This is a genomic window from Micromonospora sp. NPDC002389, from assembly GCF_040296095.1.
Classification (GTDB): domain Bacteria; phylum Actinomycetota; class Actinomycetes; order Mycobacteriales; family Micromonosporaceae; genus Micromonospora.
In genome coordinates, this window is the sequence record NZ_JBEOWP010000027.1 from 21,782 (window position 1) to 42,806 (window position 21,025).

The 21,025-nt window shown below is 71.4% G+C and carries 18 protein-coding genes, 1 tRNA gene, 1 pseudogene and 1 riboswitch; of the genes and pseudogenes, 17 read left to right on the plus strand and 3 right to left on the minus strand.

Features of this window, described 5'->3' with window-relative positions; translation table 11 throughout:
- The first annotated feature begins 5 nt into the window (after positions 1–5).
- The 8 genes from ABT008_RS29380 to ABT008_RS29415 all read left to right on the plus strand — a co-directional run bounded on the left by ABT008_RS29380 (position 6) and on the right by ABT008_RS29415 (position 7,674).
- Positions 6–995: a tyrosine recombinase gene (locus ABT008_RS29380; RefSeq protein WP_350700436.1), complete on the plus strand. Its 990-nt coding sequence runs from the start codon at positions 6–8 to the stop codon at positions 993–995.
- A 251-nt stretch (positions 996–1,246) separates the two neighbouring features.
- Complete coding sequence (locus ABT008_RS29385) at positions 1,247–2,170, plus strand: ParA family protein (RefSeq protein WP_117230487.1); 924 nt, start codon at positions 1,247–1,249, stop codon at positions 2,168–2,170.
- Between the two features lie 44 nt (positions 2,171–2,214).
- Complete coding sequence (locus tag ABT008_RS29390) at positions 2,215–3,345, plus strand: segregation and condensation protein A (protein WP_350700403.1); 1,131 nt, start codon at positions 2,215–2,217, stop codon at positions 3,343–3,345.
- Positions 3,342–4,370, plus strand: a complete 1,029-nt coding sequence (gene scpB / locus ABT008_RS29395) for an SMC-Scp complex subunit ScpB (protein ID WP_350700404.1) — start codon at positions 3,342–3,344, stop codon at positions 4,368–4,370. Before ABT008_RS29390 ends, scpB begins: the two co-directional genes overlap by 4 nt.
- Positions 4,357–5,127: a pseudouridine synthase gene (locus ABT008_RS29400; protein ID WP_350700406.1), complete on the plus strand. Its 771-nt coding sequence runs from the start codon at positions 4,357–4,359 to the stop codon at positions 5,125–5,127. The genes scpB and ABT008_RS29400 overlap by 14 nt, the downstream gene beginning before the upstream one ends.
- A 157-nt stretch (positions 5,128–5,284) precedes the next feature.
- Positions 5,285–5,965, plus strand: a complete 681-nt coding sequence (cmk, locus tag ABT008_RS29405; RefSeq protein ID WP_350700408.1) for a (d)CMP kinase — start codon at positions 5,285–5,287, stop codon at positions 5,963–5,965.
- A 91-nt stretch (positions 5,966–6,056) separates the two neighbouring features.
- Entirely contained in the window at positions 6,057–7,466 is a 1,410-nt protein-coding gene (gene der / locus ABT008_RS29410) for a ribosome biogenesis GTPase Der (RefSeq protein ID WP_350700410.1), read from the plus strand.
- A 134-nt stretch (positions 7,467–7,600) separates the two neighbouring features.
- A tRNA-Pro gene (locus ABT008_RS29415) sits at positions 7,601–7,674 on the plus strand.
- A 51-nt stretch (positions 7,675–7,725) separates the two neighbouring features.
- Here the strand turns inward: ABT008_RS29415 and ABT008_RS29420 are convergent.
- Positions 7,726–8,152 (minus strand): annotated as a pseudogene (locus ABT008_RS29420) (site-specific integrase); the annotation flags it as partial.
- A 120-nt stretch (positions 8,153–8,272) separates the two neighbouring features.
- Between ABT008_RS29420 and ABT008_RS29425 the strand changes: the two are divergent.
- The 9 genes from ABT008_RS29425 (at position 8,273) to ABT008_RS29465 (ending at position 17,233) form a co-directional block, all read left to right on the plus strand.
- A complete protein-coding gene (locus ABT008_RS29425; protein ID WP_350700412.1) occupies positions 8,273–8,944 on the plus strand; it encodes a hypothetical protein in 672 nt (223 codons plus the stop codon).
- Between the two features lie 232 nt (positions 8,945–9,176).
- Positions 9,177–9,349: riboswitch (cobalamin riboswitch) on the plus strand.
- A 31-nt stretch (positions 9,350–9,380) separates the two neighbouring features.
- Complete coding sequence (locus ABT008_RS29430) at positions 9,381–10,364, plus strand: ABC transporter substrate-binding protein (RefSeq protein ID WP_350700414.1); 984 nt, start codon at positions 9,381–9,383, stop codon at positions 10,362–10,364.
- Between the two features lie 68 nt (positions 10,365–10,432).
- Complete coding sequence (locus ABT008_RS29435) at positions 10,433–11,425, plus strand: iron chelate uptake ABC transporter family permease subunit (RefSeq protein WP_350700416.1); 993 nt, start codon at positions 10,433–10,435, stop codon at positions 11,423–11,425.
- Entirely contained in the window at positions 11,425–12,186 is a 762-nt protein-coding gene (locus tag ABT008_RS29440) for an ABC transporter ATP-binding protein (protein WP_350700418.1), read from the plus strand. The genes ABT008_RS29435 and ABT008_RS29440 overlap by 1 nt, the downstream gene beginning before the upstream one ends.
- Complete coding sequence (locus ABT008_RS29445) at positions 12,183–12,881, plus strand: CbiX/SirB N-terminal domain-containing protein (RefSeq protein WP_350700420.1); 699 nt, start codon at positions 12,183–12,185, stop codon at positions 12,879–12,881. The genes ABT008_RS29440 and ABT008_RS29445 overlap by 4 nt, the downstream gene beginning before the upstream one ends.
- 95 nt (positions 12,882–12,976) lie before the next feature.
- Positions 12,977–13,717: a ThuA domain-containing protein gene (locus tag ABT008_RS29450; RefSeq protein WP_350700422.1), complete on the plus strand. Its 741-nt coding sequence runs from the start codon at positions 12,977–12,979 to the stop codon at positions 13,715–13,717.
- The gene (locus tag ABT008_RS29455; protein ID WP_350700424.1) at positions 13,657–14,757 is read left to right on the plus strand and encodes a Gfo/Idh/MocA family protein; all 1,101 of its coding nucleotides are present in this window, start codon (positions 13,657–13,659) and stop codon (positions 14,755–14,757) included. The genes ABT008_RS29450 and ABT008_RS29455 overlap by 61 nt, the downstream gene beginning before the upstream one ends.
- 178 nt (positions 14,758–14,935) lie before the next feature.
- Entirely contained in the window at positions 14,936–15,958 is a 1,023-nt protein-coding gene (locus ABT008_RS29460) for a CPBP family intramembrane glutamic endopeptidase (RefSeq protein ID WP_350700426.1), read from the plus strand.
- Positions 15,959–16,096: 138 nt separating this feature from the next.
- A complete protein-coding gene (locus ABT008_RS29465; protein WP_350700427.1) occupies positions 16,097–17,233 on the plus strand; it encodes a carboxylate-amine ligase in 1,137 nt (378 codons plus the stop codon).
- An 18-nt stretch (positions 17,234–17,251) separates the two neighbouring features.
- Here ABT008_RS29465 and ABT008_RS29470 read toward each other — a convergent pair whose 3' ends face one another.
- Complete coding sequence (locus ABT008_RS29470) at positions 17,252–19,036, minus strand: N-acetylglutaminylglutamine amidotransferase (protein WP_350700428.1); 1,785 nt, start codon at positions 19,034–19,036, stop codon at positions 17,252–17,254.
- Positions 19,037–19,852: 816 nt separating this feature from the next.
- A partial coding sequence (gene glnA, locus ABT008_RS29475; protein ID WP_350700430.1) for a type I glutamate--ammonia ligase occupies positions 19,853–21,025 on the minus strand: 1,173 nt, incomplete at its 5' end.

A 21,025-nucleotide genomic window follows, 5' to 3' on the forward strand; every position in this document is an offset into this window, starting at 1 on the left:
AAACGCTGAGCACGGCGACCGACGAACGGGCCGGCCCCGAGCCGGCGCCGGCCCTGCGTCGTGCGCTGCGCGGCTACCTCGACCACCTCACCGTCGAACGTGGGCTCGCCGCGAACACGCTCGCCTCGTACCGCCGCGACCTGGACCGCTACCTGGACTCGCTGGCCGCCGCCGGGGTCGAAGACCTCGCCGGGGTCTCGCCCGGGGAGATCGAACGACACCTGGCCCGGCTGCGCACCGGCGACGACGGCCGCCCGCCGCTGGCGGTCTCGTCGGCCGCCCGCGCCGCCAGCGCCGTGCGCGGCCTGCACCGCTTCGCGCTGCGCGAGGGCCTGGCCGGGGCCGACCCGAGCCGTGACGTACGCCCACCCACCCCACCGCGCCGGCTGCCCCGCGCCCTGCCGGTCGACGCGGTGGTCCGGCTGCTGGAGACCGCCGGCCCGGTGGCCGCGGCGGGGGAGCAGGCACCGCTGGCGCTGCGCGACCGGGCGCTGCTGGAGTTCCTGTACGGCACCGGCGCCCGCATCTCCGAGGCGATCGGCGCGGCAGTGGACGACGTGGACCTCGACGACGGGGTGGTGCTGCTGCACGGCAAGGGCGGACGCAGCCGACTGGTGCCGGTCGGCGGGCACGCGCTACGGGCGCTCGGCGCCTACCTGGTCCGCGCCCGGCCCGGGTTGGTCACCTCCGGCCGGGGCACCCCGAGGGTGTTCCTGAACTCCCGGGGCGGCCCGCTGACCCGGCAGGGCGCCTGGACCGTGCTGCGCCGGGCTGCCGCCCGGGCCGGGCTGCCGGTGGACGGGCCGGAGGCGGTCTCCCCGCACACCCTGCGACACTCGTACGCGACCCACCTGCTCGACGGCGGCGCCGACGTGCGCGTGGTGCAGGAACTGCTCGGTCACGCCTCGGTCACCACCACCCAGGTCTACACGCTGGTGACCGTGGACCGGTTGCGTGAGGTCTACGCCACCGCACACCCGCGCGCCCGGCACTGACGTCGAGGCGCGCAACGCTGGTCGGCGTGGGGCGGAACGGCACCGGCCTGGCTGGTCGACGTGGGCCGGGACGGGGCTGGTCGGTACCACCGTCCGACACGCCGAGCGGGTAGTGAACGCCCTGCTGGTCGGTGGCGTACAGTCGGGATCGGCGCGGCCCGGCGGCGGGATGACCGGGGTGCGCAGCGGCGCCGCGAAGGACGTCGGGCGGCTCCGACGCCAGATGGTCGTCGGGAGGGGGCAACGAGGACATGGCTGGCAACGGTGACCGTGCCGAGACCTGGACGTCGGAGCTCCGCGAACAGCAGAACGCGCTCGGCTCGGACCTGGGTCCGGCCGACCCGGCCGCCTACACGATGCGCAAGCCCATCCCCGAGCCGATGCCCACCGACCGGCACGGCCCGGCGCGGATCATCGCGATGGCCAACCAGAAGGGTGGCGTCGGCAAGACCACGACCACCATCAACCTCGGCGCCGCGCTCGCCGAGTACGGCCGCAAGGTGCTCCTGGTCGACTTCGACCCGCAGGGCGCCCTCTCGGTCGGGCTAGGCGTCAACCCGCACAACCTCGACCTGTCGGTCTACAACCTGCTCATGCAGGACGACGTCACCGCCGAGGACGTCCTGATCAAGACCGACGTGGCCGGGCTGCACCTGCTGCCCGCCAACATCGACCTCTCCGCCGCCGAGATACAGCTCGTCAACGAGGTCGCCCGCGAGATGGCCCTGGCCCGGGTGCTCAGGAGCGTCCGCAAGGAGTACGACTACATCCTGATCGACTGCCAGCCGTCACTCGGCCTGCTGGCGATCAACGCGTTGACTGTGGCGCACGGCGTGCTCATCCCGCTGGAATGCGAGTTCTTCAGCCTGCGCGGTGTCGCCCTGCTGCTGGACACCATCGACAAGGTGCGCGAGCGGCTCAACTTCGACCTGGAACTCGAAGGCATCCTCGCCACCATGTACGACAGCCGCACCACGCACTGCCGCCAGGTGCTCCAGCGGGTGGTGGAGGCGTTCGGCGACAAGGTCTACCAGACGGTCATCACCAAGACGGTGAAGTTCCCCGAGTCGACGGTCGCGGGTGCTCCGATCACCACGCTCGACCCGGCCTCCTCGGGGGCCCGCAACTACCGTCAGTTGGCCCGCGAGGTGATCGCCGCGCAGGCGGAGCGGTAGGCCGGTAACCATCGGTGTCCAGGCCGTGGACTACGGTCGTCGGCGTGAGCGCGCCGCCCGCCGACCCGACCGCCGCACCGGAGCATCCGCCCGCGGCTGACCTCGGCGCGCCGGATGCGACTCCGGTTGTCGTGTCAGAGTCGGACGCTGCGGACACCGGCAAGTTCACGGTCCGGCTGGACAACTTCACCGGCCCGTTCGACCTGCTGCTGCAACTGATCGGCAAGCACAAGCTCGACGTCACCGAGGTCGCGCTGCACCAGGTGACCGACGAGTTCATCGCGTACATCCGGGCCATGGGCGACGACTGGGACCTGGACGAGGCGAGCGAGTTCCTGCTGATCGCCGCCACCCTGCTCGACCTCAAGGCGGCCCGGCTGCTGCCCTCGGCCGAGGTGGAGAACGAGGAGGACCTGGCGCTGCTGGAGGCGCGGGACCTGCTCTTCGCCCGACTGTTGCAGTACAAGGCGTACAAGGAGGCGGCCGCGCACATCGCGGTGCTGGAGGAGGTCGGCGGCCGCCGCTACCCGCGCGCGGTCACCCTGGAGGCCCGGTACGCCGAGGCCCTGCCCGACCTGGTGCTCGGCATCGGCCCGCAGCGACTGCTCAAGCTCGCCGTCAAGGCGATGACCCCGAAGCCGATACCCGAAGTCTCCATCGCCCACGTGCACATGGTGCGGGTCAGCGTCCGGGAACACGCCGCGATCATCAGCGAGCGGCTGCGCCGCGCCGGCACCGCCACCTTCTCGCTGCTCTGCGCCGACTGCGAGGCCACCCTCGAGGTGGTCGCCCGCTTCCTGGCACTGCTGGAGCTGTACCGGCAGGGCGTGGTCGCCTTCGTGCAGGAACAGGCGCTGGAGGAACTGACCGTACGCTGGACCGGCCCCGCCGACGGCAGCCCGACCCTGACCATCGACGAGTACGCCGGCACCCCCGACGAGGCCGCCCCCGCCGGGACACCGGCCGGGCCCGGTGCACCGACGACCGCGTCCGGTAAGCCGTCCGCCGGGTCGGGTTCGCCGCCGACCGCGTTGGATGCGTCGACGATTGCATCGGGTGCGCCGTCTGCTGAGTCGGGTGCGCCGTGGGATGGGCCGGCGGTCGGGTCGGCTGGGCTGGCTGGGGCGGGTGCGCCGGTGGGCGAGGCGGTAACGACGGAGGAGCGCGCCGGATGAGCAACGAGGAACGCCGGGACTCGCTGGCCGACCAGGCCGCCGCCTGGATCCCGCCCTGGCAGCGCCCTGCCCCCGAATCCATGGCCCCGGATCCGGCCACTCCCGATCCCGCAGAGTCCGATCGCGCAGAGTCCGATCCTGCCGCCCCGGAATCCGCTGCCCCAGATCACGCTACCCCTGATCCGACTACCCCTGATCCGGCCACCCTCGATCACGCTGCTGCGGATCGTGGCGCTCCGGATCACGCCGAGCCCACCCCCCAGCTCGCCGCGCCCGAATCCACCGAATCCACCCCCGAAGCAGCCGCTGCCGAATCCACCGCACCCGCTGATCTCGCTCCCGGACTCGGGGCTGCTGGGGATCTTGGTGCGGAAGTGCCCCTGGAGGGGCCGTCGCGTACCAAGATCGCGGAGGAGGGGGCGGGACGGAGGCCGCGGAACGGGCGGACCCGGGTGGTGCCGGAGCCGCCGCCGGTGCTCGACGACGCCGAACTGCGCGGGGCGCTGGAGGCGATCCTGCTGGTGGTGGACGAACCGGTCAGCGAGCTGACGCTGGCCCAGATCCTCGAACAGCCCGCCGAGCGGGTCGGGCCGATGTTGGACGAGATCGCTGCGAGCTACACCGCCGCCGGGCACGGGTTCGAGCTGCGCCGGGCGGCCGGCGGATGGCGGCTCTACACCCGGCCGGAATACGCCACCTACGTAGAACGGTTCGTGCTCGACGGGCAGTCGGTCCGGCTGACCCAGGCCGCGCTGGAGACCCTCGCGGTGGTGGCGTACCGGCAGCCGGTGACCCGGTCGCGGATATCGGCCATCCGGGGCGTCAACTGCGACGGGGTGATCCGTACCCTGGTGACCCGTGGGCTGATCGAGGAGTGCGGCACCGAGTCGGACAGCGGGGCCTATCTGTACCGGACGAGCACGATGTTCCTGGAGAAGCTCGGCCTGAACAGCCTCGACGACCTGCCGCCCCTGGCCCCGTTCCTCCCCGACGACGTAGAAGAGCTTGCTGATGCCGCGCGATGACCGCACCCCCCGCCCCGACGCCCCCGTCTACACCGGCCCCGAACGCCTGCAGAAGGTGCTCGCCGCGGCGGGGGTCGGTTCCCGGCGCGCCTGCGAAGACCTGATCTTCCGTCGGCGGGTGACGGTCGACGGGCGGGTGGCCCAGCTCGGCGACAAGGTCGACCCGACCAAGGCCGTCATCCACGTCGACGGTGAGCGGCTGGTGGCCGACACCCGGCTGGTGTACCTGGCGTTGAACAAGCCCCGCGGCGTGGTCTCCACGATGGCCGACGAGAAGGGGCGCACCGCGCTCGCCGACTTCGTCGGCAACCGGGTCGAGCAGCGCGTTTATCACGTCGGGCGGCTCGATGCGGACAGCGAGGGCCTGCTGCTGCTCACCAACGACGGGACCCTGGCGCACCGGCTGATGCACCCCTCCTACGGGGTGGCCAAGACGTACCTGTGCGAGGTGGCCGGGCCGATCCCGCGCAACCTCGGCAAGCGCCTGGCCGCCGGTATCGAGCTGGAGGACGGCCCGGTCACCGTGGACTCGTTCCGGGTGGTGGGCAGTCTGGGACGTACCGCCCAGGTGGAGCTGACCCTGCACGAAGGCCGCAAACACATCGTGCGGCGCCTGCTCGACGAGGTCGGACACCCGGTGAGCCGGCTGGTGCGTACCTCCATCGGGCCGATCCGGCTCGGCGACCTGCGTCCCGGGCGCACGCGGCGCCTGACCAACGCGGAGGTCGCCGCCCTGTTCAAGGGTGTGGGTGACTGACCCCGCGCTCGCGGGTACCGCTGACGGTAGGCTCCTGGCGGCCCGGCAGGGCCGGCGGGCCGTGCGCCACGGCGCCGGGCATGATGGAAGCTGTGTGGGCAACCGCTCGCGTCCGCCGATGCGGCGGATCGCGGGGTACGGGCTGAGGAGGACGACGGTGGAGGAAAACGTACCGACCGGGCGCTGTGTGGTCGCTGTGGACGGGCCGTCCGGTTCGGGTAAGTCCACCGTCTCCCGGCGGCTGGCGGCGAGCCTCACCGCCCGCTACCTCGACACCGGTGCGATGTACCGGGCGATCACCTGGGCCGTGCTGCGCTCCGGCGTCGACCTGACCGACGCCGAGGCGGTCGGCAAGGTCGCCGCCGAGGTCGACCTGCGGATCGGCACCGACCCCACCGGCTACGGCGTGACCGCCGACGGCGTCGGTGTCGAGGCCGAGATCCGGGGTCCCGAGGTGACCGCCGCCGTGTCCGCCGTGGCCTCCGTGCCGGCGGTCCGGGCGCTGCTGGTGGCCCGGCAGCGCGAGATGATCGCCAAGGCGGGCCGGATCGTGGTCGAGGGCCGTGACATCGGTTCCGTGGTCGCCCCCGACGCCGACCTCAAGGTCTACCTCACCGCCTCGGCGGCGGCCCGCGCCGCGCGTCGCAGTGCCGAGGACGCCTCCGACGTGGCGGCGACCGCCGCCGACCTGGCCCGGCGAGACAAGATCGACTCGACCCGCAAGGCCGACCCGCTCGCCCAGGCCCCCGACGCCGTGGTGCTGGACACCACCGAGCTGGGCATCGACGAGGTCGTGGCGAAGCTGCGGGCGCTGCTCGCCGAGCGGAACGTGGCGTGACCGGGCGCGACAACCTGCCGGCTCTGCCGGCGACCGGACCATCCGGCACGGTGGTGTGGGCGTTTCCCGCCACCGGCCAACGAAACGAGGCATGGGCGTGACTGACAACGACGGCTGGGTGGAGCTGCGGGAGACGGACCTCGACATCGAGGAGCCGACCGGACCGCAGCCGGTGGTGGCCGTGGTGGGTCGCCCCAACGTCGGCAAGTCCACCCTGGTCAACCGGATCATCGGTCGCCGCCAGGCGGTCGTCGAGGACGTACCCGGCGTGACCCGCGACCGCGTCCCGTACGACGCGCAGTGGTCCGGTCGCACCTTCACCGTGGTGGACACCGGCGGCTGGGAACCGGACGCCAAGGACCGGGCGGCGGCCATCGCCGCGCAGGCCGAGACCGCCGTGTTCACCGCCGACGTGGTGGTCTTCGTGGTCGACGCGACGGTGGGCTCCACCGACGTCGACGAGGCGGCGGTGAAGATGCTGCGGCGCAGCGCCAAGCCGGTCATCCTGGTGGCCAACAAGGCCGACAACAGCAACATCGAGCTGGAGGCCACCTCGCTGTGGTCACTCGGCCTCGGCGAGCCGCACCCGGTCTCGGCACTGCACGGCCGAGGCTCCGGTGACCTGCTCGACGCCATCATGGACGCACTGCCCGAAGCGCCGAAGATCGTGGAGAACCGCCCGCGCGGCCCGCGCCGGGTCGCCCTGGTCGGTCGGCCCAACGTCGGCAAGTCCAGCCTGCTGAACCGCTTCTCCGGTGAGGAACGCGCGGTGGTCGACGCGGTCGCCGGCACCACCGTCGACCCGGTCGACAGCCTGGTCACCATCGGCGGCGACACCTGGCACCTGGTCGACACCGCCGGCCTGCGCAAGCGGGTCGGCAAGGCCAGCGGCACCGAGTACTACGCCAGCCTGCGGACCGCCTCGGCGATCGAGGCGGCCGAGGTGGCGGTGGTGCTGCTCGACTCCAGCGAACCGATCAGCGAGCAGGACCAGCGCATCCTGACCATGGTCACCGAGGCCGGCCGGGCACTCGTCATCGCCTTCAACAAGTGGGACCTGGTCGACGCCGACCGCCGGTACTACCTGGACAAGGAGATCGACCGGGAACTGCGGCGCATCCCGTGGGCGATCCGGCTGAACCTGTCCGCGATGACCGGACGGGCCGTCGACAAGCTTGCCGCGTCCCTGCACCGGGCTCTGGCGAGCTGGGAGACCCGGATCCCCACCGCGCAGCTCAACGGCTGGCTCACCGCCCTGGTGCAGGCCACCCCGCACCCGGTACGCGGGGGACGGGCCCCCCGCATCCTATTCGCCACCCAGGCCGGGGTCGCCCCGCCGCGCTTCGTGCTGTTCACCACCGGCCCGCTGGACGCCGGTTACCAGCGCTTCGTGGAACGCAAGCTCCGCGAGGAGTTCGGCTTCGAGGGCAGCCCCATCGAGATCTCGGTACGCCCCCGAAAGAAGCTCGGCCCCGGAGGCCGAGGCAAGGCCCACGGCTGACCCACACCCCACCCTCCTAGGACGCTCTAGGGGTGGTGCGGGTGGTCACGACAGTGGGGAGGGGGCTGTGCGGCGGAGAGGGGAAGCTGCGCTAAGCTGTAGCGGCTGTCGCGGGCAGGACGACGCGGGAGCATCGGGACGTGGCGCAGTTTGGTAGCGCACTTGACTGGGGGTCAAGGGGTCGTCGGTTCGAATCCGGCCGTCCCGACACTTTGCTAAGAAACCCGTTGACCAGGGCGTACACCCTGGTCAACGGGTTTCAATGCATCCTGCGCCGGTAGGGCATTGCTGATCTAGACGACGCGTAGCTGGGACCATCTGGGGACCGGCGAGCCTTCAGATGGGCGCTGAGCGCCGTTCCCGCGTCGGCGAACGACTGCCGGTCGGGGTGTAGGTAGCGCTGGGTCGTGGTCAGCGACCCGTGTCCAGCGATCTTCCGTAGGACGTGCACGGGCACGGCTGCATCGGCCATCCACGTCAGGCCGGTGTGCCGTAGGTCGTGTCGGCGCAGGTGCTCGAATCCCAGCTTGGTGACCACCTCATCCCAATGCGTCGCGCCGCGCAGCACAGCGGTACTGATCCGGCCACCGTGGACCGGTAAACAGCCGGGTATCCGGCTAGGACGCGGCGTTCAAGCGGTGAGCGACGATCGGCCGTACTTCTTCGATCAGAGGCACCGTGCGTGCTGGCACCTTCGGCCCGCATCGGCCGGCGCGCGGACAGTTGGGACCTACTGGGCTAGGTGCTAGCTTCTCGACGGCTCGGTGGTGCTAGATGCGGGCCACCCAACGTGGAGGTGAGGAACGTTGTCAAACATGGAATACCGCGATGACGAGGCGTTCCTCGCCTGGCGTGATGCGATGTACCGGCTCACCTCAGGACAGGAGGCGGCGAGATCGTGGCGACGGAGCAGGTACACGTTTGCGCATCGGCTTGGTGCGGCCCTGGTCGGTGCCACCGAAGCCGGCGCCGCGATCAGTGGGCCAGTCATCTACGGCGTCTGGCTCCGGTGGGGCCTGCTCTACGTAGGCCAGACGCGTGAGGCGGAGCGACGGTTGCGCGATCTCCCGGTGGGGGAGAGCCATCATCTGGCCAACACTTTTCCGCCCGAGATCTGGCACCGAGTCGTCGTAGTCGCCTGGCCGATGCTCGTGGAGGCCCAGCCCTTGGCAGCGCGATTTGGGTCCGATGCCGTGGGCCTGGCGCTTGAGCATGCCCTGCAAGGCCAACTGCGGCCGCTCGTGAACTCAGAGCGGCGTACATCGGACGGTGGCTGGCGGGACGTGATGTGGGAAGACAGCAGGTCGCGCGGTGCACGTATAGCTCACGAGGTCGTTGAGCTTGTCCAGGCGGTGCGCAAGGTCTGGGATGATGCGGCGTGTCAGCCTGCCGGAGGTATGGCGGCACCGCCTTCATGCCGAGTGGTCTTTCCCGGGGAACTCTTGTCGCAGAAAGCGGCCGAATCCCAAAGGCCGTGACGATCGCGAGGTCGTCAACGATTGCTGTTGTCACGGCGATCGGCTGCCACCGGTTGACGGAGCGAGCCAGCGGAACACCGACGAGTCGTGGAGCCATGCAGCGCCTGGTAGTCGCGGCTCCTCGCGGAGAGACCTCCAGCGTTGTGTCGCGAAGGTATCTCCGGTAGCGGTAACCCCACAACGTGGACTCTCACCATGATCTAGGCCACGGTGACGGTGCTGCCTGCTTTGGTTAGGGTGGCCTCGCCGTGGTGCTCGGGAAGCCGGTGTGAGACCGGTGCGGCCCTCGCCACTGTGATCGGGATGCTGGAGGCCACCGCAAGGTCACTGGGCGTATGCCTGGGAAGGCCGGTCGCCAGCGCACCACCCGTCAGCCAGGAGACCGGCCACGGCACCTGTACGACCCGTCCACGAGGTGCTGGAAGGTGGTCCCGCTATGCGGTTCCCTGCGTCCTGGCGCGTTGCCGCGCCGCTCTCCGTCGTACTCGTCCTGGTCGGTGGCTGCGCCACGACCGGTGACAGTGATCCGGCTGCCACGGCGTCCGCTGCCGGGCCTGTGGAGTTCACCAACTGCGGCGTACCGGTCGTGGTCCCGAGCCCTCCGGCGCGGGCGGTGACGATGAACCAGCCCGCCACCGAGATCATGCTGGCGCTCGGCCTGGAGGACCGGATGGCCGGCACCGCCTACCTCGACGACCAGGTGCTGCCCGAGTATGCCGCCGCGTACGCGAAGGTGCCGGTACTGGCCAAGGAGTACCCGTCGAAGGAGAAGTTGCTCGAACTGGAGCCTGACTTCGTCTACGGCTCCTTCGCGAGCGCGTTCGGCGACGAGGGGGCCGGTGACCGTGCCGAGTGGCAGAAGCTCGGTGTGGGCACGTACGTCTCCGCCGCCGGATGTCCGAAGGAGACGCGACCGGCGAAGCTGACGATCGACGACGTGTTCGCCGAGATCCGGGAGATCGCCGCGATCTTCGGCGTCGCGGAGCGGGCCGAGACGCTGATCGCCGACCAGAAGCAGCGCATCGCGGACGTGTCGGCGGATGCGAAGGGCACGCGGGTGCTGTGGTGGGACGGCGGCAACGACGCGCCCAGTGCCGGCGCCTGCTGCGGCGGCCCGGCCATGATCATGTCTGCGGCCGGGGTCACCAACATCTTCGACGACCTGACCGGCAGTTGGGCCGACACCAACTGGGAGGCCGTCGTCGAGCGCAACCCGGACGTGATCGTGCTCGTCGACGCGAGCTGGGACACCGCCGCCGCCAAGCAGGCGTTCCTCGAGAAGCACCCGGCGCTCAAGGACCTGCCCGCCGTCAAGGACAAGCGGTACGTCACCCTGGCCTTCTCCTCCACCTCGGCCGGTGTGCGGAACGTCCTCGCGGTGGAGGCACTGGCCCGGGGCGTCGGCGGGGTGAGCAGCTGACCACCGTCACCACCCGGCCGGCGCAGACTCCGGCGAAGCCGGTCCGAGCGGTGCGCATGGTGGCCGTGGTGGTCGTACTCGCGGTCGGCCTGGTGTTGTCGGTGGCCGCGGCGGTGACGGTGGGGCCGGCAGACCTGTCGCTGGGCACCGTGTGGCTGGTCATCACCAATCATCTCGGCCTGACGAGCGCCGACGTGCCGCTGCTGCGCGACCACATCGTGTGGGAGCTGCGGCTGCCGAGGGTGCTGGGCGCCGCCGTGGTCGGGGCCGGCCTCGCCGCCTGCGGGGCGGTCATGCAGACCGTCACCCGCAACCCGCTCGCCGACCCGTACCTGTTGGGTGTCTCCTCCGGGGCGTCGCTGGGTGCCGTCGCCGTCCTGGTCCTGGGCCTCGGCGCGGGTGCCGCGGCGCTCACCGGGGGCGCGTTCGTGGGGGCGCTCGCCGCGTTCGCCGTCGTGGTCGCCGCCGCCGGCCAGCGCGCGGTGCTGCGACCGACCCGGGTGGTGCTGGCCGGGGTCGCCGTCGCGCAGCTGTGCGCCGCGTTGACGACGTTCGTGATCATCTGGGCGGCCCACCCGCACGCGACCCAGACCATCACCTTCTGGCTGTCCGGCTCGCTCGCCCGCGTCGACTGGACCGCACTGGCGTGGGCGACGCCGCTGCTCGCGGTGGGGTTCGCCGTGATCCTCCGGTGTGCCCGCGCGCTCAACGCGTTCGCGTTCGGTGAGGAGGCCGCCGCCGCCCTCGGCGTGGACGTTCGGCGGGTCCGGTGGCTGCTGCTGGTCACCACGGCCCTGCTGACCGCCGTGCTGGTCTCGATAAGCGGCGCGATCGGGTTCGTCGGCCTGATCCTGCCGCACGCCGTGCGGCGGTTCACCGGCCCCGACCACCGCAGGCTGCTGCCGGTCGTCGTGCTCGCCGGAGCGATCTTCCTGATCTGGGTGGACACCGCGGCCAGGACCCTGTTCGACCCCCGTGAGCTACCGGTGGGCGTGCTGACCGCCCTGCTCGGGGTGCCCGCGTTCGTGCTACTGCTGCGCCGAGGGGACCGGAACACCTGATGCTGGACATCCACGACGTCTCGTGGTCGGTGCCGGCCGCTCGACTCCTCGACGGCGTCACCTGCTCGGCGCCGCGCGGCACCCTGGTCGGACTGCTCGGCCCCAACGGGTCCGGCAAGACCACCCTGCTGCGGGTCGTCGCCGGGTTGATCACCCCCCGATCCGGGACCGTGACCGTCGCGGGCGACGACGTGGCCGGGCTGCCGCGTGCCACCGTGGCGCGGCGGATGGCCCTGCTCGCCCAGTACGCCGAGACCGACCTCGATCTGACCGCCCTCGACGTGGTGTTGCTCGGCCGTACCCCGCACCGCCGTTCCCGCTGGTCGGACACCGACACCGACCGGGCCGCCGCCGCCGACGCGCTCGACCGCGTCGACATGACCGGGTACGCCCACCGCCGCTGGCAGACGCTCTCCGGCGGGGAACGCCAACGGGTCCAGCTCGCCCGGGCCCTGGCCCAGGAACCGCAACTGCTGCTGCTCGACGAGCCCACCAACCACCTCGACATCGGCCACCAGCTCCAACTGCTGGGCCTGGTCCGTCGCAGCGCCGTCACCACTCTTGCCGCACTGCACGACCTCAACCTGGCCGCGATGTTCTGTGACCTCGTGGTGGTGCTGCACCATGGCCGGGTCGTCGCCTCCGGAACGCCTGCCGACGTGTTGACACCCGCGCTGCTCGCCGACGTGTACGCCGTGGACGCCGACGTCACCGTGCACGATGGACGCCCGATCATCACCTACCGGGTACCGGCAGCATGAACGTCCTGCTCGTCTCACGCGGGGCGACCCACCACGGCGGCCACGACGCGATCCACCGACTCGCCGCGGCGGTCGCCGAGGCCAGGGGCGTACCGGTGCGGGCCTGTTTCCTCGACGGCGCCGAGCCGTCCCTGCACACCGCCCTCGACGCCGTCCCGGAGCATGGCGAAGTCCTGCTCGTGGCCGTGCACCTACCGCCCGACCGGTACCTCGACACCTGGCTCCGGCGCGCGGTCGCCCATTGGCGCGCCACCCGGGACCGGCAGGTACGCGTCCTGCTCGCCCCGCCGCTGGCGCAACAGCCGGCGCTGGTCACGGCAGTCAGCGACGCCATCACCGGCGACCACACCACGCTCGACGGCAACCCCGGACCGTTCCGCAGCCCGGCCTGGTCGCAGATCACCCGACACCGTCGCCACGTGCTGGTGTGCCGTGGGCCGCGCTGCACCGCGTACGGCGCCAGTCAGGTCGCCGCCGCTCTCGGCAACCGCCTGAAGGCGAACGGCCTCGGCGACGACGACGTCCTGGTCACCGCGACCGGCTGCCTGTTCCCCTGCAACCTCGGCCCGCTGCTCGTCGTGTATCCGGACGACACCTGGTACGAACACGTCGACGCGGACCTCGCCGTCCTCATCGCCGACGTGCACCTGCGCGACGGCACACCGGTCGACGGCAGACGCCCACGCGACTCGTGACCGCGTAACCCCGGGTACGGTTATCGATGGTCGTCATGGTGCGGGCGTCGGCCGGGCGAAGTGGTCCGGGGCGACGGGTCGGGGGAGGAGCGGGTGTGGTGCGGCGGAGAGCCCTCGTGGTCCGGGGCGGGTGGGAGGGGCACCGGCCGGTCGAGGCGACGGAGCTTTTCATCCCGTTCCTCGAACGCAGCGGATACGCGGTACGGGTGGAGGAGTCGACGGAGGTCTACGCCGACGCCGACGAACTGGCCGCCACCGACCTGATCGTGCAGTGCATGACGATGTCGCAGATCACCGGGGAGCAGGTGGCGGGTCTGGCGGCGGCGGTCGTCAACGGTACGGGTTTCACCGGCTGGCACGGCGGCATCGTCGACTCGTTCCGGGCCTCCTCGGACTACCTGCACCTGGTGGGCGGCCAGTTCGCCGTCCATCCCGGCATCGAGCCGTGTGACCGTAGCGGCGGAGAGAAGGACAACTTCCTGCCGCACTCCGTCACGATCACCGACCTCGGCCGGGAGCATCCGATCACCGCCGGGATCGAGGACTTCGACCTGGTCACCGAGCAGTACTGGGTGCTGCACGACGACCTGATCGACGTCCTGGCCACCACCACCCACCCGACTCGGGCGTGGCACCCGTGGCACCGGCCGGTCACCTCGCCGGCGATCTGGACCCGCACCTGGGGAGCCGGGCGGATCGTCGTGACGACTCCGGGACACAGCCTCGACGTGCTGGAGCACCCGAGCGTCCGTACCGTCATCGAGAGGGGAATGCTGTGGGCGACCCGCACGGCGTCGGCATCGTCGGTCTCGGGGTCATCTCCCGCGCGTACCTGACCACGCTCGCCCACCATCCCCGGGTCCGCGTCGTCGCGGTGGCCGACCTGGACGCGGCCCGGGCCGTCGCCGCCGCCGCGACGATTCCCGGCGCCGAGGCGGTGAGTGTCGAGCGGCTGCTCGCCCACCCCGAGGTGGCGACGGTGCTGAACCTGACGATCCCGGCGGCGCACGCCGAGATCTCGGGCGCGGCGATCGACGCCGGCAGGAACGTCTACGTCGAGAAGCCGCTCACCGTCACGTTTCCGGAGGCCCGGTCACTCATGGACCGGGCGGCGGCGGCCGACGTCCGCGTGGGATGCGCGCCGGACACCGTTTTGGGCACCGGTACGCAGACCGCCCGCGCGGCGATCGACGGTGGCTTGATCGGCCGCCCGCTCTCCGCGTCGGCCGTCATGGTCACCCCTGGGCACGAGCGGTGGCACCCCGACCCCGACTTCTACTACGCCCCGGGCGGAGGCCCGTTGCTGGACATGGGGCCGTACTACGTCTCGGCGCTGGTCCACCTGCTCGGGCCGGTGCGTGCGGTGATCGGGGCGGCGAGTCGGCTGCGAGATGCCCGGATCATCGGCTCGGGCCCCCGACTCGGGCAGCGCATCCCGGTCGAGGTGCCGACCCACGTGAGCGGGGTGCTGGAACACGCGGACGGCGCCCTGTCCACCCTCACCACCAGTTTCGACGGTGTCGCGACGACGGCCGCGCCGATCGAGGTGCAGGGGGAGAGCGGCACCCTCGCCGTGCCCGATCCGAACAATTTCGACGGCGAGGTCCGGCATCTCGCGCTCGGCGGCCCCGGGTGGCGCGTTCTCGAACCGGGGGCGGGCTACGTCGGTGCCTCCCGAGGGGTCGGCCTGATCGACCTCGTCGGGGCCGACGAGGTGCGTCCGCCCCGGGCCAGCGGTGCGGTGGCGCTGCACGTCCTCGACGTCATGACGGCCCTGCTCCGGTCGGCCGCCGAAGGCCGGCGAGTCGAGCTGACGACGACGGTGGCACGCCCCGCGCCCGTCCCGTTGACCCCGGCGCAGGAGTGGTCTCGGTAGCCGGACCTTGTGGAGCACGTGCTGACCGCCTGAGCGGCGGGGTCCGGCCGGCCGTACCCGTAGCCCATGTCGGCTGCTCGACGGACCCGGCACGGGCGCGAATTCCTACGAAAGTCGCAGTCGGGGTTCATGCAGACGACAGACGATCCGGAGGGCGCGTCCGGACAGGCTGTAGCGCATGACGATCACGCTTCCCGAGTCGGAGAGTCCCACTCCGGCGTTCGCCTCGGTCCCGTATCACCGGCTCGCCCGTACCGACCGGCACCGCTGGTGGCGGCCCCTGCTCGGCACCGTGCTGATCCTGGTGGGGTTGCCGGTGGTGCTGATGGGCGGGTTCGGGGCCGCGAGTGCCGTGGTGTGGCTGCTGGACGGGCCGGAGGACTTCCTGGACGGCGGTCCGGAGGTCGAGTTGGCCCTGACCATGGTCACGCTGGGGCTGCTGATTCCCCTGACGATGCTGGCCGCCCGCTGGGTGCAGCGTCGCCCGGCCGGGACGGTGTCGTCGGTGGTGGGCCGGTTGCGGTGGCGGTGGCTGGGGACGTGTCTCCTGGTCGCCGTACCGGCGTTGGCGCTTCATCTCGGGGTGCTGAGTCTGCTGCCCGGTGACGGCCCGCAGAGCAACGGGGTGGGGTGGGAGCGGGTCGCGGCCGGCCTGGCCGTCGTGGTGCTGCTGGTGCCGCTGCAGGCGGCCGGTGAGGAGTACCTGTTCCGGGGCTGGCTGATCCAGGCGTTCGGGTCCTGGATCCGGTCGCCCTGGCCGGGGATCGCGGTGTCGTCGGTGCTGTTCGGGTTGGCACACGGGTGGGGGACCGGCTGGGGCATGGCCGACCTGGTGTTCTTCGGTGCGGTGACGGCGGTCGTGACGATCCGGACCGGTGGGCTGGAGGCCGCCATCGCGTTGCATGTGGTGAACAACGTGGCGGGTATCGGGTCGGCGGTCGTCACCGGCACGCTGGAGGCGCAGCAGGCCGACATGTCGGCAAGGGCCGCGATGATCAGCATGTGCGTGACCGGGCTGTACGGCGTTGTGGTGCTGTGGCTGGCCCGTCGCCGCCGCGTCGAGAACGGCACCGGCGGCGCAACGGTCGGCAACGACGACGCGCTCGACCTCGTCAGCATCCCGCTCTGGATCTTCGGTGCCTACGTCGCGGTGGTCGCGGTCGCGCCGAGCGTCGCGCCGGTGCCGTGTTGCGCGGCCTGACCCGCGTCCGGACGCGGGCTGTGCCAGGGGTGTCGGGGTGGCGCAGGGTGGCGGGGACGTCGTTTGCCGGTGTCGTGCCCGGGAAAGCGGGGTCTCCGGCGGCGAGCATCGCCGCCACTGGCGGATGGGACGTCGAGGATGGGTGACCACGGGGTGTCGGCGCCGGAGTTCGAGGTGTCCACGCCCCTGACGCTGGGGGTCGAGGAGGAGTTCCTGCTGCTGGACCCGGCGACCGGGGAGAGCCTGCCAGTGGCCGAGCAGGTGCGGGCCGCGTTGCCCGCCGACGCCCGGCGGCAGAGCCGGCAGGAGTTCCGGCACAGCATGGTGGAGATGGTCACCCCGGTCTGCACCGAGCTGACCGAGCTACGGGAGCACCTGCTGACGCTGCGCCGCGCCGCCGCCGACGCGGCCCGCGCGGCCGGAGCCAGCCTGGTCGCCCTGGGCGCCACCCCGGTCCGGGAAGGACACCGGTCCGTACCGGACGAACCGCGCTACCACGCGATGTCCCGCCGGTTCGGCCCGGTCGCGCACGATCCCGCCGTCTGCGGCTGTCACGTGCACGTGGGTCTGCCCGACCGGGAACTGGTCGTCCAGGTCGGCAACCACCTACGGGTGTGGCTTCCGGTCGTCCACGCCATCACGGTCAATTCACCCCTGCACGACGGGTCCGACACCGGGCACGCGAGCTGGCGTTCCATGCAGTTGGAACGCTGGCCGAGCCTCGGGCCCACCCCCTACTTCGCCTCCGCCGCCGAGTACGACGCCACCGTCGCCGACCTCGTGGAAGCCGGGATCATGCTCGATCCCGCGATGGTCTACTGGTATGCCCGTCCCTCGGCGAACTACCCGACGATCGAGATCCGGGTCGGTGATGTCTGTCCGAGCGTGGACGACACCGTGCTGCACGCGGCGCTGGTCCGTGCCCTGGTCGCCACCATGGTCGACGACATCCGCCGCGGCACCCCCGCACCCCGCCTGCGTAGCTGTCTGGTCGCCGCCGCCCACTGGCGGGCCGCCCACCACGGTCTCGACGGTGACCTCATCGACCTGCGCACCACCCGGCCCCGGCCAGCCTGGGACCTGGTCGGCGACCTGCTTAGCACGGTCAGCCCCGCGTTGGCCGGCCACGGTGACCTCGACTACGTGCGTCGACAGCTCGACCGTCTGCGTCGCACCGGCACGGGCGCTGCCCGGCAGCGGCACCTGCTCGGCGACACCGGCGGCGACATCCCCGCGTTGCTGCACCACCTCGCCGCCCAGACCACCACCGGCTGACGGGCTCCGGGGCGCCGGTCAGCGGAGCTCGTGGGTTTGCAGCCAGAGTTCGAGCAGGCCGAGCTGCCAGAGTTTGTTGCTGCCGGCCGCCGCCTGCGCCGCGTCGGGGTCGTCGAGCAGGTGCGCGACGTACTCCGGACGGAACAGGCCCCGCTGCCGGGCGGCCGGGTCCCGCAGGGCGTCGACGACCATGTCCCGCACCGCGCCGTCCACGTTGCGCAGCGCGGGGACCGGGAAGTAGCCCTTGGGCCGGTCGATCACGTCGGCGGGCAGCACCTCCCGGGCGACCTCCTTGAGCACACCCTTGCCGCCCTGGGCCACCTTGTGCTCCGGCGGGCAGGCCGACGCCAACGCCACCAGGTCCTGGTCCAGGAACGGGGTGCGGACCTCCAGTCCCCACGCCATGCTCATGCTGTCGACCCGCTTGACCGGGTCGTCGGGCAGCATCCGGTGGGTGTCCAACCGCAGGACGGCGTCCAGCGCGGTCTGCGCACCGGGCGCGGCCAGCTCGGCGAGGAGCAACTCCCGACTGGCGTCGTGGTCGCAGGCGTACGCGGGGGAGACCACCCGACACAGTTCGGCGTGGTCACGGTCGAAGAACGCCGACGCGAACGTCTCCACCGCCCCGTCGCGGGGCACCTCGGCTAGCGGCTGGTGGTAGCCGTACCCGGCGAACACCTCGTCGGCGCCCTGCCCCGACTGGGCCACCTTGACGTGCCGGGCCACCTGCTCGGACAGCAGGTGGAAGGCGACCACGTCGTGGCTGCCCATCGGCTCGGTCATCGCGGCGACGGTGGCGCGTACCGCCGGCACCAGGTCGTCGTCGGCGAGCCGGATCCGCTGGTGGTCGGTGTCGAAGGTGCGAGCGACCAGGTCGGAGAAGCCGAACTCGTCGCCGGACTCGCCGCCACGGCTGTCGAACCCGATGCTGAAGGTCCGCAACTGCTCCTGCCCGGCCTCGGCGAGCAGCGCCACGATGAGGCTGGAGTCCAGACCGCCGGAGAGCAGGACCCCGACCGGTACGTCGGCCACCAGCCGTCGACGTACGGCGGTGCGCAGCGCCCCGCCGAGGGCCGCCTGCCAGTCCCGGGCGTCCATGCCGGCGTGGGCGGGGTCGCGGGCGTACTCGGGCTGCCAGTAGACGCGTTCGCGGCTGCGCCCGTCCGCCTCGATGACCCGCAGCGTCGCCGGTGGCAGTTTGCGCACGCCGCGCAGCACCGTGCGGGGTGCCGGGACGATGGAGTGCCAGGAGAGGTAGTGGTGCAGGGCCACCGGGTCGATGGCGGTGTCGACGTCGCCGCCGCGCAGCAGCGCGGGCAGGGTCGAGGCGAACCGTAGTCGTCCCGGCGTCTCGCTGAGATAGAGCGGCTTGATGCCGAGGCGGTCGCGGGCCAGGACCAGCCGCCGCCGCGTCCGGTCGACCAGGCCGATGGCGAACATGCCGACCAGGTGGTCGACGAACGCCTCACCCCAGTGCGCATACGCGACGAGGATGACCTCGGTGTCACTTGTGGAGCGAAAGTGGTACCCGGCGGCGCGGAGCTCCTCGCGCAGTTCGGGGTAGTTGTAGACGCAGCCGTTGAACACCAGGGCCAGCCCGAGATCCTCGCGGACCATCGGTTGGGCACCGGCGTCGGAGAGGTCGATGATGGTGAGCCGTCGGTGTCCGAGGGCCACCCAGTCGTCGCTCCACAGCCCGTCGCCGTCCGGCCCTCGGGACCGCATCGCCGCACTCATCCGGGCCACCGCGTCGGAGTCCGGCGTCGCGCCGTCGAACCGTGCCTCTCCGCCGATGCCACACACGTCAGTGGGTCCTGGTTCCTGCGGGAGAGGTCGGCACCGGGACGACTCCTGTCTTCGGCGGCAGGTCGTGGCGGTACGCCGCGAGGTGCCGCCGAGTCGGATGGGCGGCCCGCATACCCGCTGGTCACCGGCACAAACCGCCATCGTGCGGCGCTGCCCGCCACCATGCGGTCGTGCCTACTGTCGGTGGCCGTGCCCTCCACCGTGCTGCCGTGCCCGCTGTGTGCTGCCGTGCCCGCGTCGGTAGCCGTGCCTGCCGCCGGGAGTCGTGCCAACGCGACCGCCGCTGAGCCTCGGCGAAGCGTTGCGGCGTGCTGGGTCAGGTGGGGAGATTTGTTGTCGCTGGAACGACAACAGATCTTCCCACCTACCCGCGCCGACGGCGTCAGCCCTGGCCGGATACGCCGCCACAATCCCTCGTGCCTGCACCAGCGAGGCCCGGCGTAGGCCCACGCCGAACAGCCGGCACCCTTGCCGCCCTGGGGGTACGTGCGGCGAGTAAGGAGCGGAGGCAAGCGGGCGAGGAGCCGGGAGCGGCACGGAGGTCGTGGGCCCCGTGCGGGGCGTGGCCGGGGTTGAAGGGTGTGAGTGGAGGTTGCGGGCACCGTGCCCGCCGCCGGGAGTCGTGCCAACGCGACCGCCGCTGAGCCTCGGCGAAGCGTTGCGGCTTGCTGGGTCAGGTGGGGAGATTTGTTGTCGCTCCAGCGACAACAAATCTCCCCACCCCCACCCGTTGGGCGACGCATCGACCCGCAGTGCGCGTGCGGGCCGGCTCCGCGTGAGCGGAGCCGGCCCGAGGACGGCGTGACTGTGAGGTCAGCAGTCGAAGTACATGGCGAACTCGTGCGGGGTCGGCCGCAGGCGTACCGGGTCGACTTCGTTGGCGCGTTTCCAGTCGACCCAGGTGGAGATCAGGTCCGGCGTGAAGACGCCGCCCTCCAGCAGGTAGTCGTGGTCGGCCTCGAGGGAGTCGAGGACGGCCGGTAGGGAGCCCGGCACCTGCTTGACGTCGCCCCATTCCTCGGGCGGGAGGTCGTAGAGGTCCTTGTCGATCGGGGCCGGCGGCTCCATCTTGCTCTTGATGCCGTCCAGGCCGGCCATCATCATCGCCGAGAAGGCGAGGTAGACGTTCGCCGACGGGTCCGGCACCCGGAACTCGACCCGCTTGGCCTTGGGGTTGCTGCCGGTGACGGGGATGCGGGTGCAGGCGGAGCGGTTGCGCTGGGAGTAGACCAGGTTGACCGGTGCTTCGTAGCCGGGCACGAGGCGGCGGTAGGAGTTGACGGTGGGGTTGGTGAAGGCCAGCAGCGACGGGGCGTGGTGCAGGAGACCGCCGATGTACCAGCGGGCGGTGTCGGAGAGGCCGGCGTAGCCGGTCTCGTCGTAGAAGAGGGGTTCACCGCCGAGCCAGAGGCTCTGGTGGGTGTGCATGCCGGAGCCGTTGTCCCCGAACAGGGGCTTGGGCATGAAGGTGGCGGTCTTGCCGTTGGCCCAGGCCTCGTTCTTCACGATGTACTTGAAGAGTTGGAGTTGGTCGCCGGCGTGCAGGAGGGTGGAGAACTTGTAGTTGATCTCCGCCTGGCCGGCGGTGCCGACCTCGTGGTGGGAGCGTTCCACGGTGAAGCCGGTGTCGATCAGCCGGCGCACGATGCTGTCCCGCAGGTCGGCGTAGTGGTCGACCGGGGGGACGGGGAAGTAGCCGCCCTTGTACGCGGTCTTGTAACCCCGGTTGCCGCCGGGCTCCTCGCGGCCGGTGTTCCAGGCGCCCTCGATCGAGTCGATGTAGTAGAACGACTGGTGGGCGGAGGTTTCGTGGCGGATGGAGTCGAAGATGTAGAACTCGGCTTCGGCGCCGAAGTAGGCGGTGTCGGCGATGCCGGACGCGGCGAGGTATGCCTCGGCCTTCTTGGCGACGTTGCGGGGGTCGCGGGAGTAGGCCTCGCGGGTGAACGGGTCGTGGATGAAGAAGTTCAACGCGAGGGTCTTCTG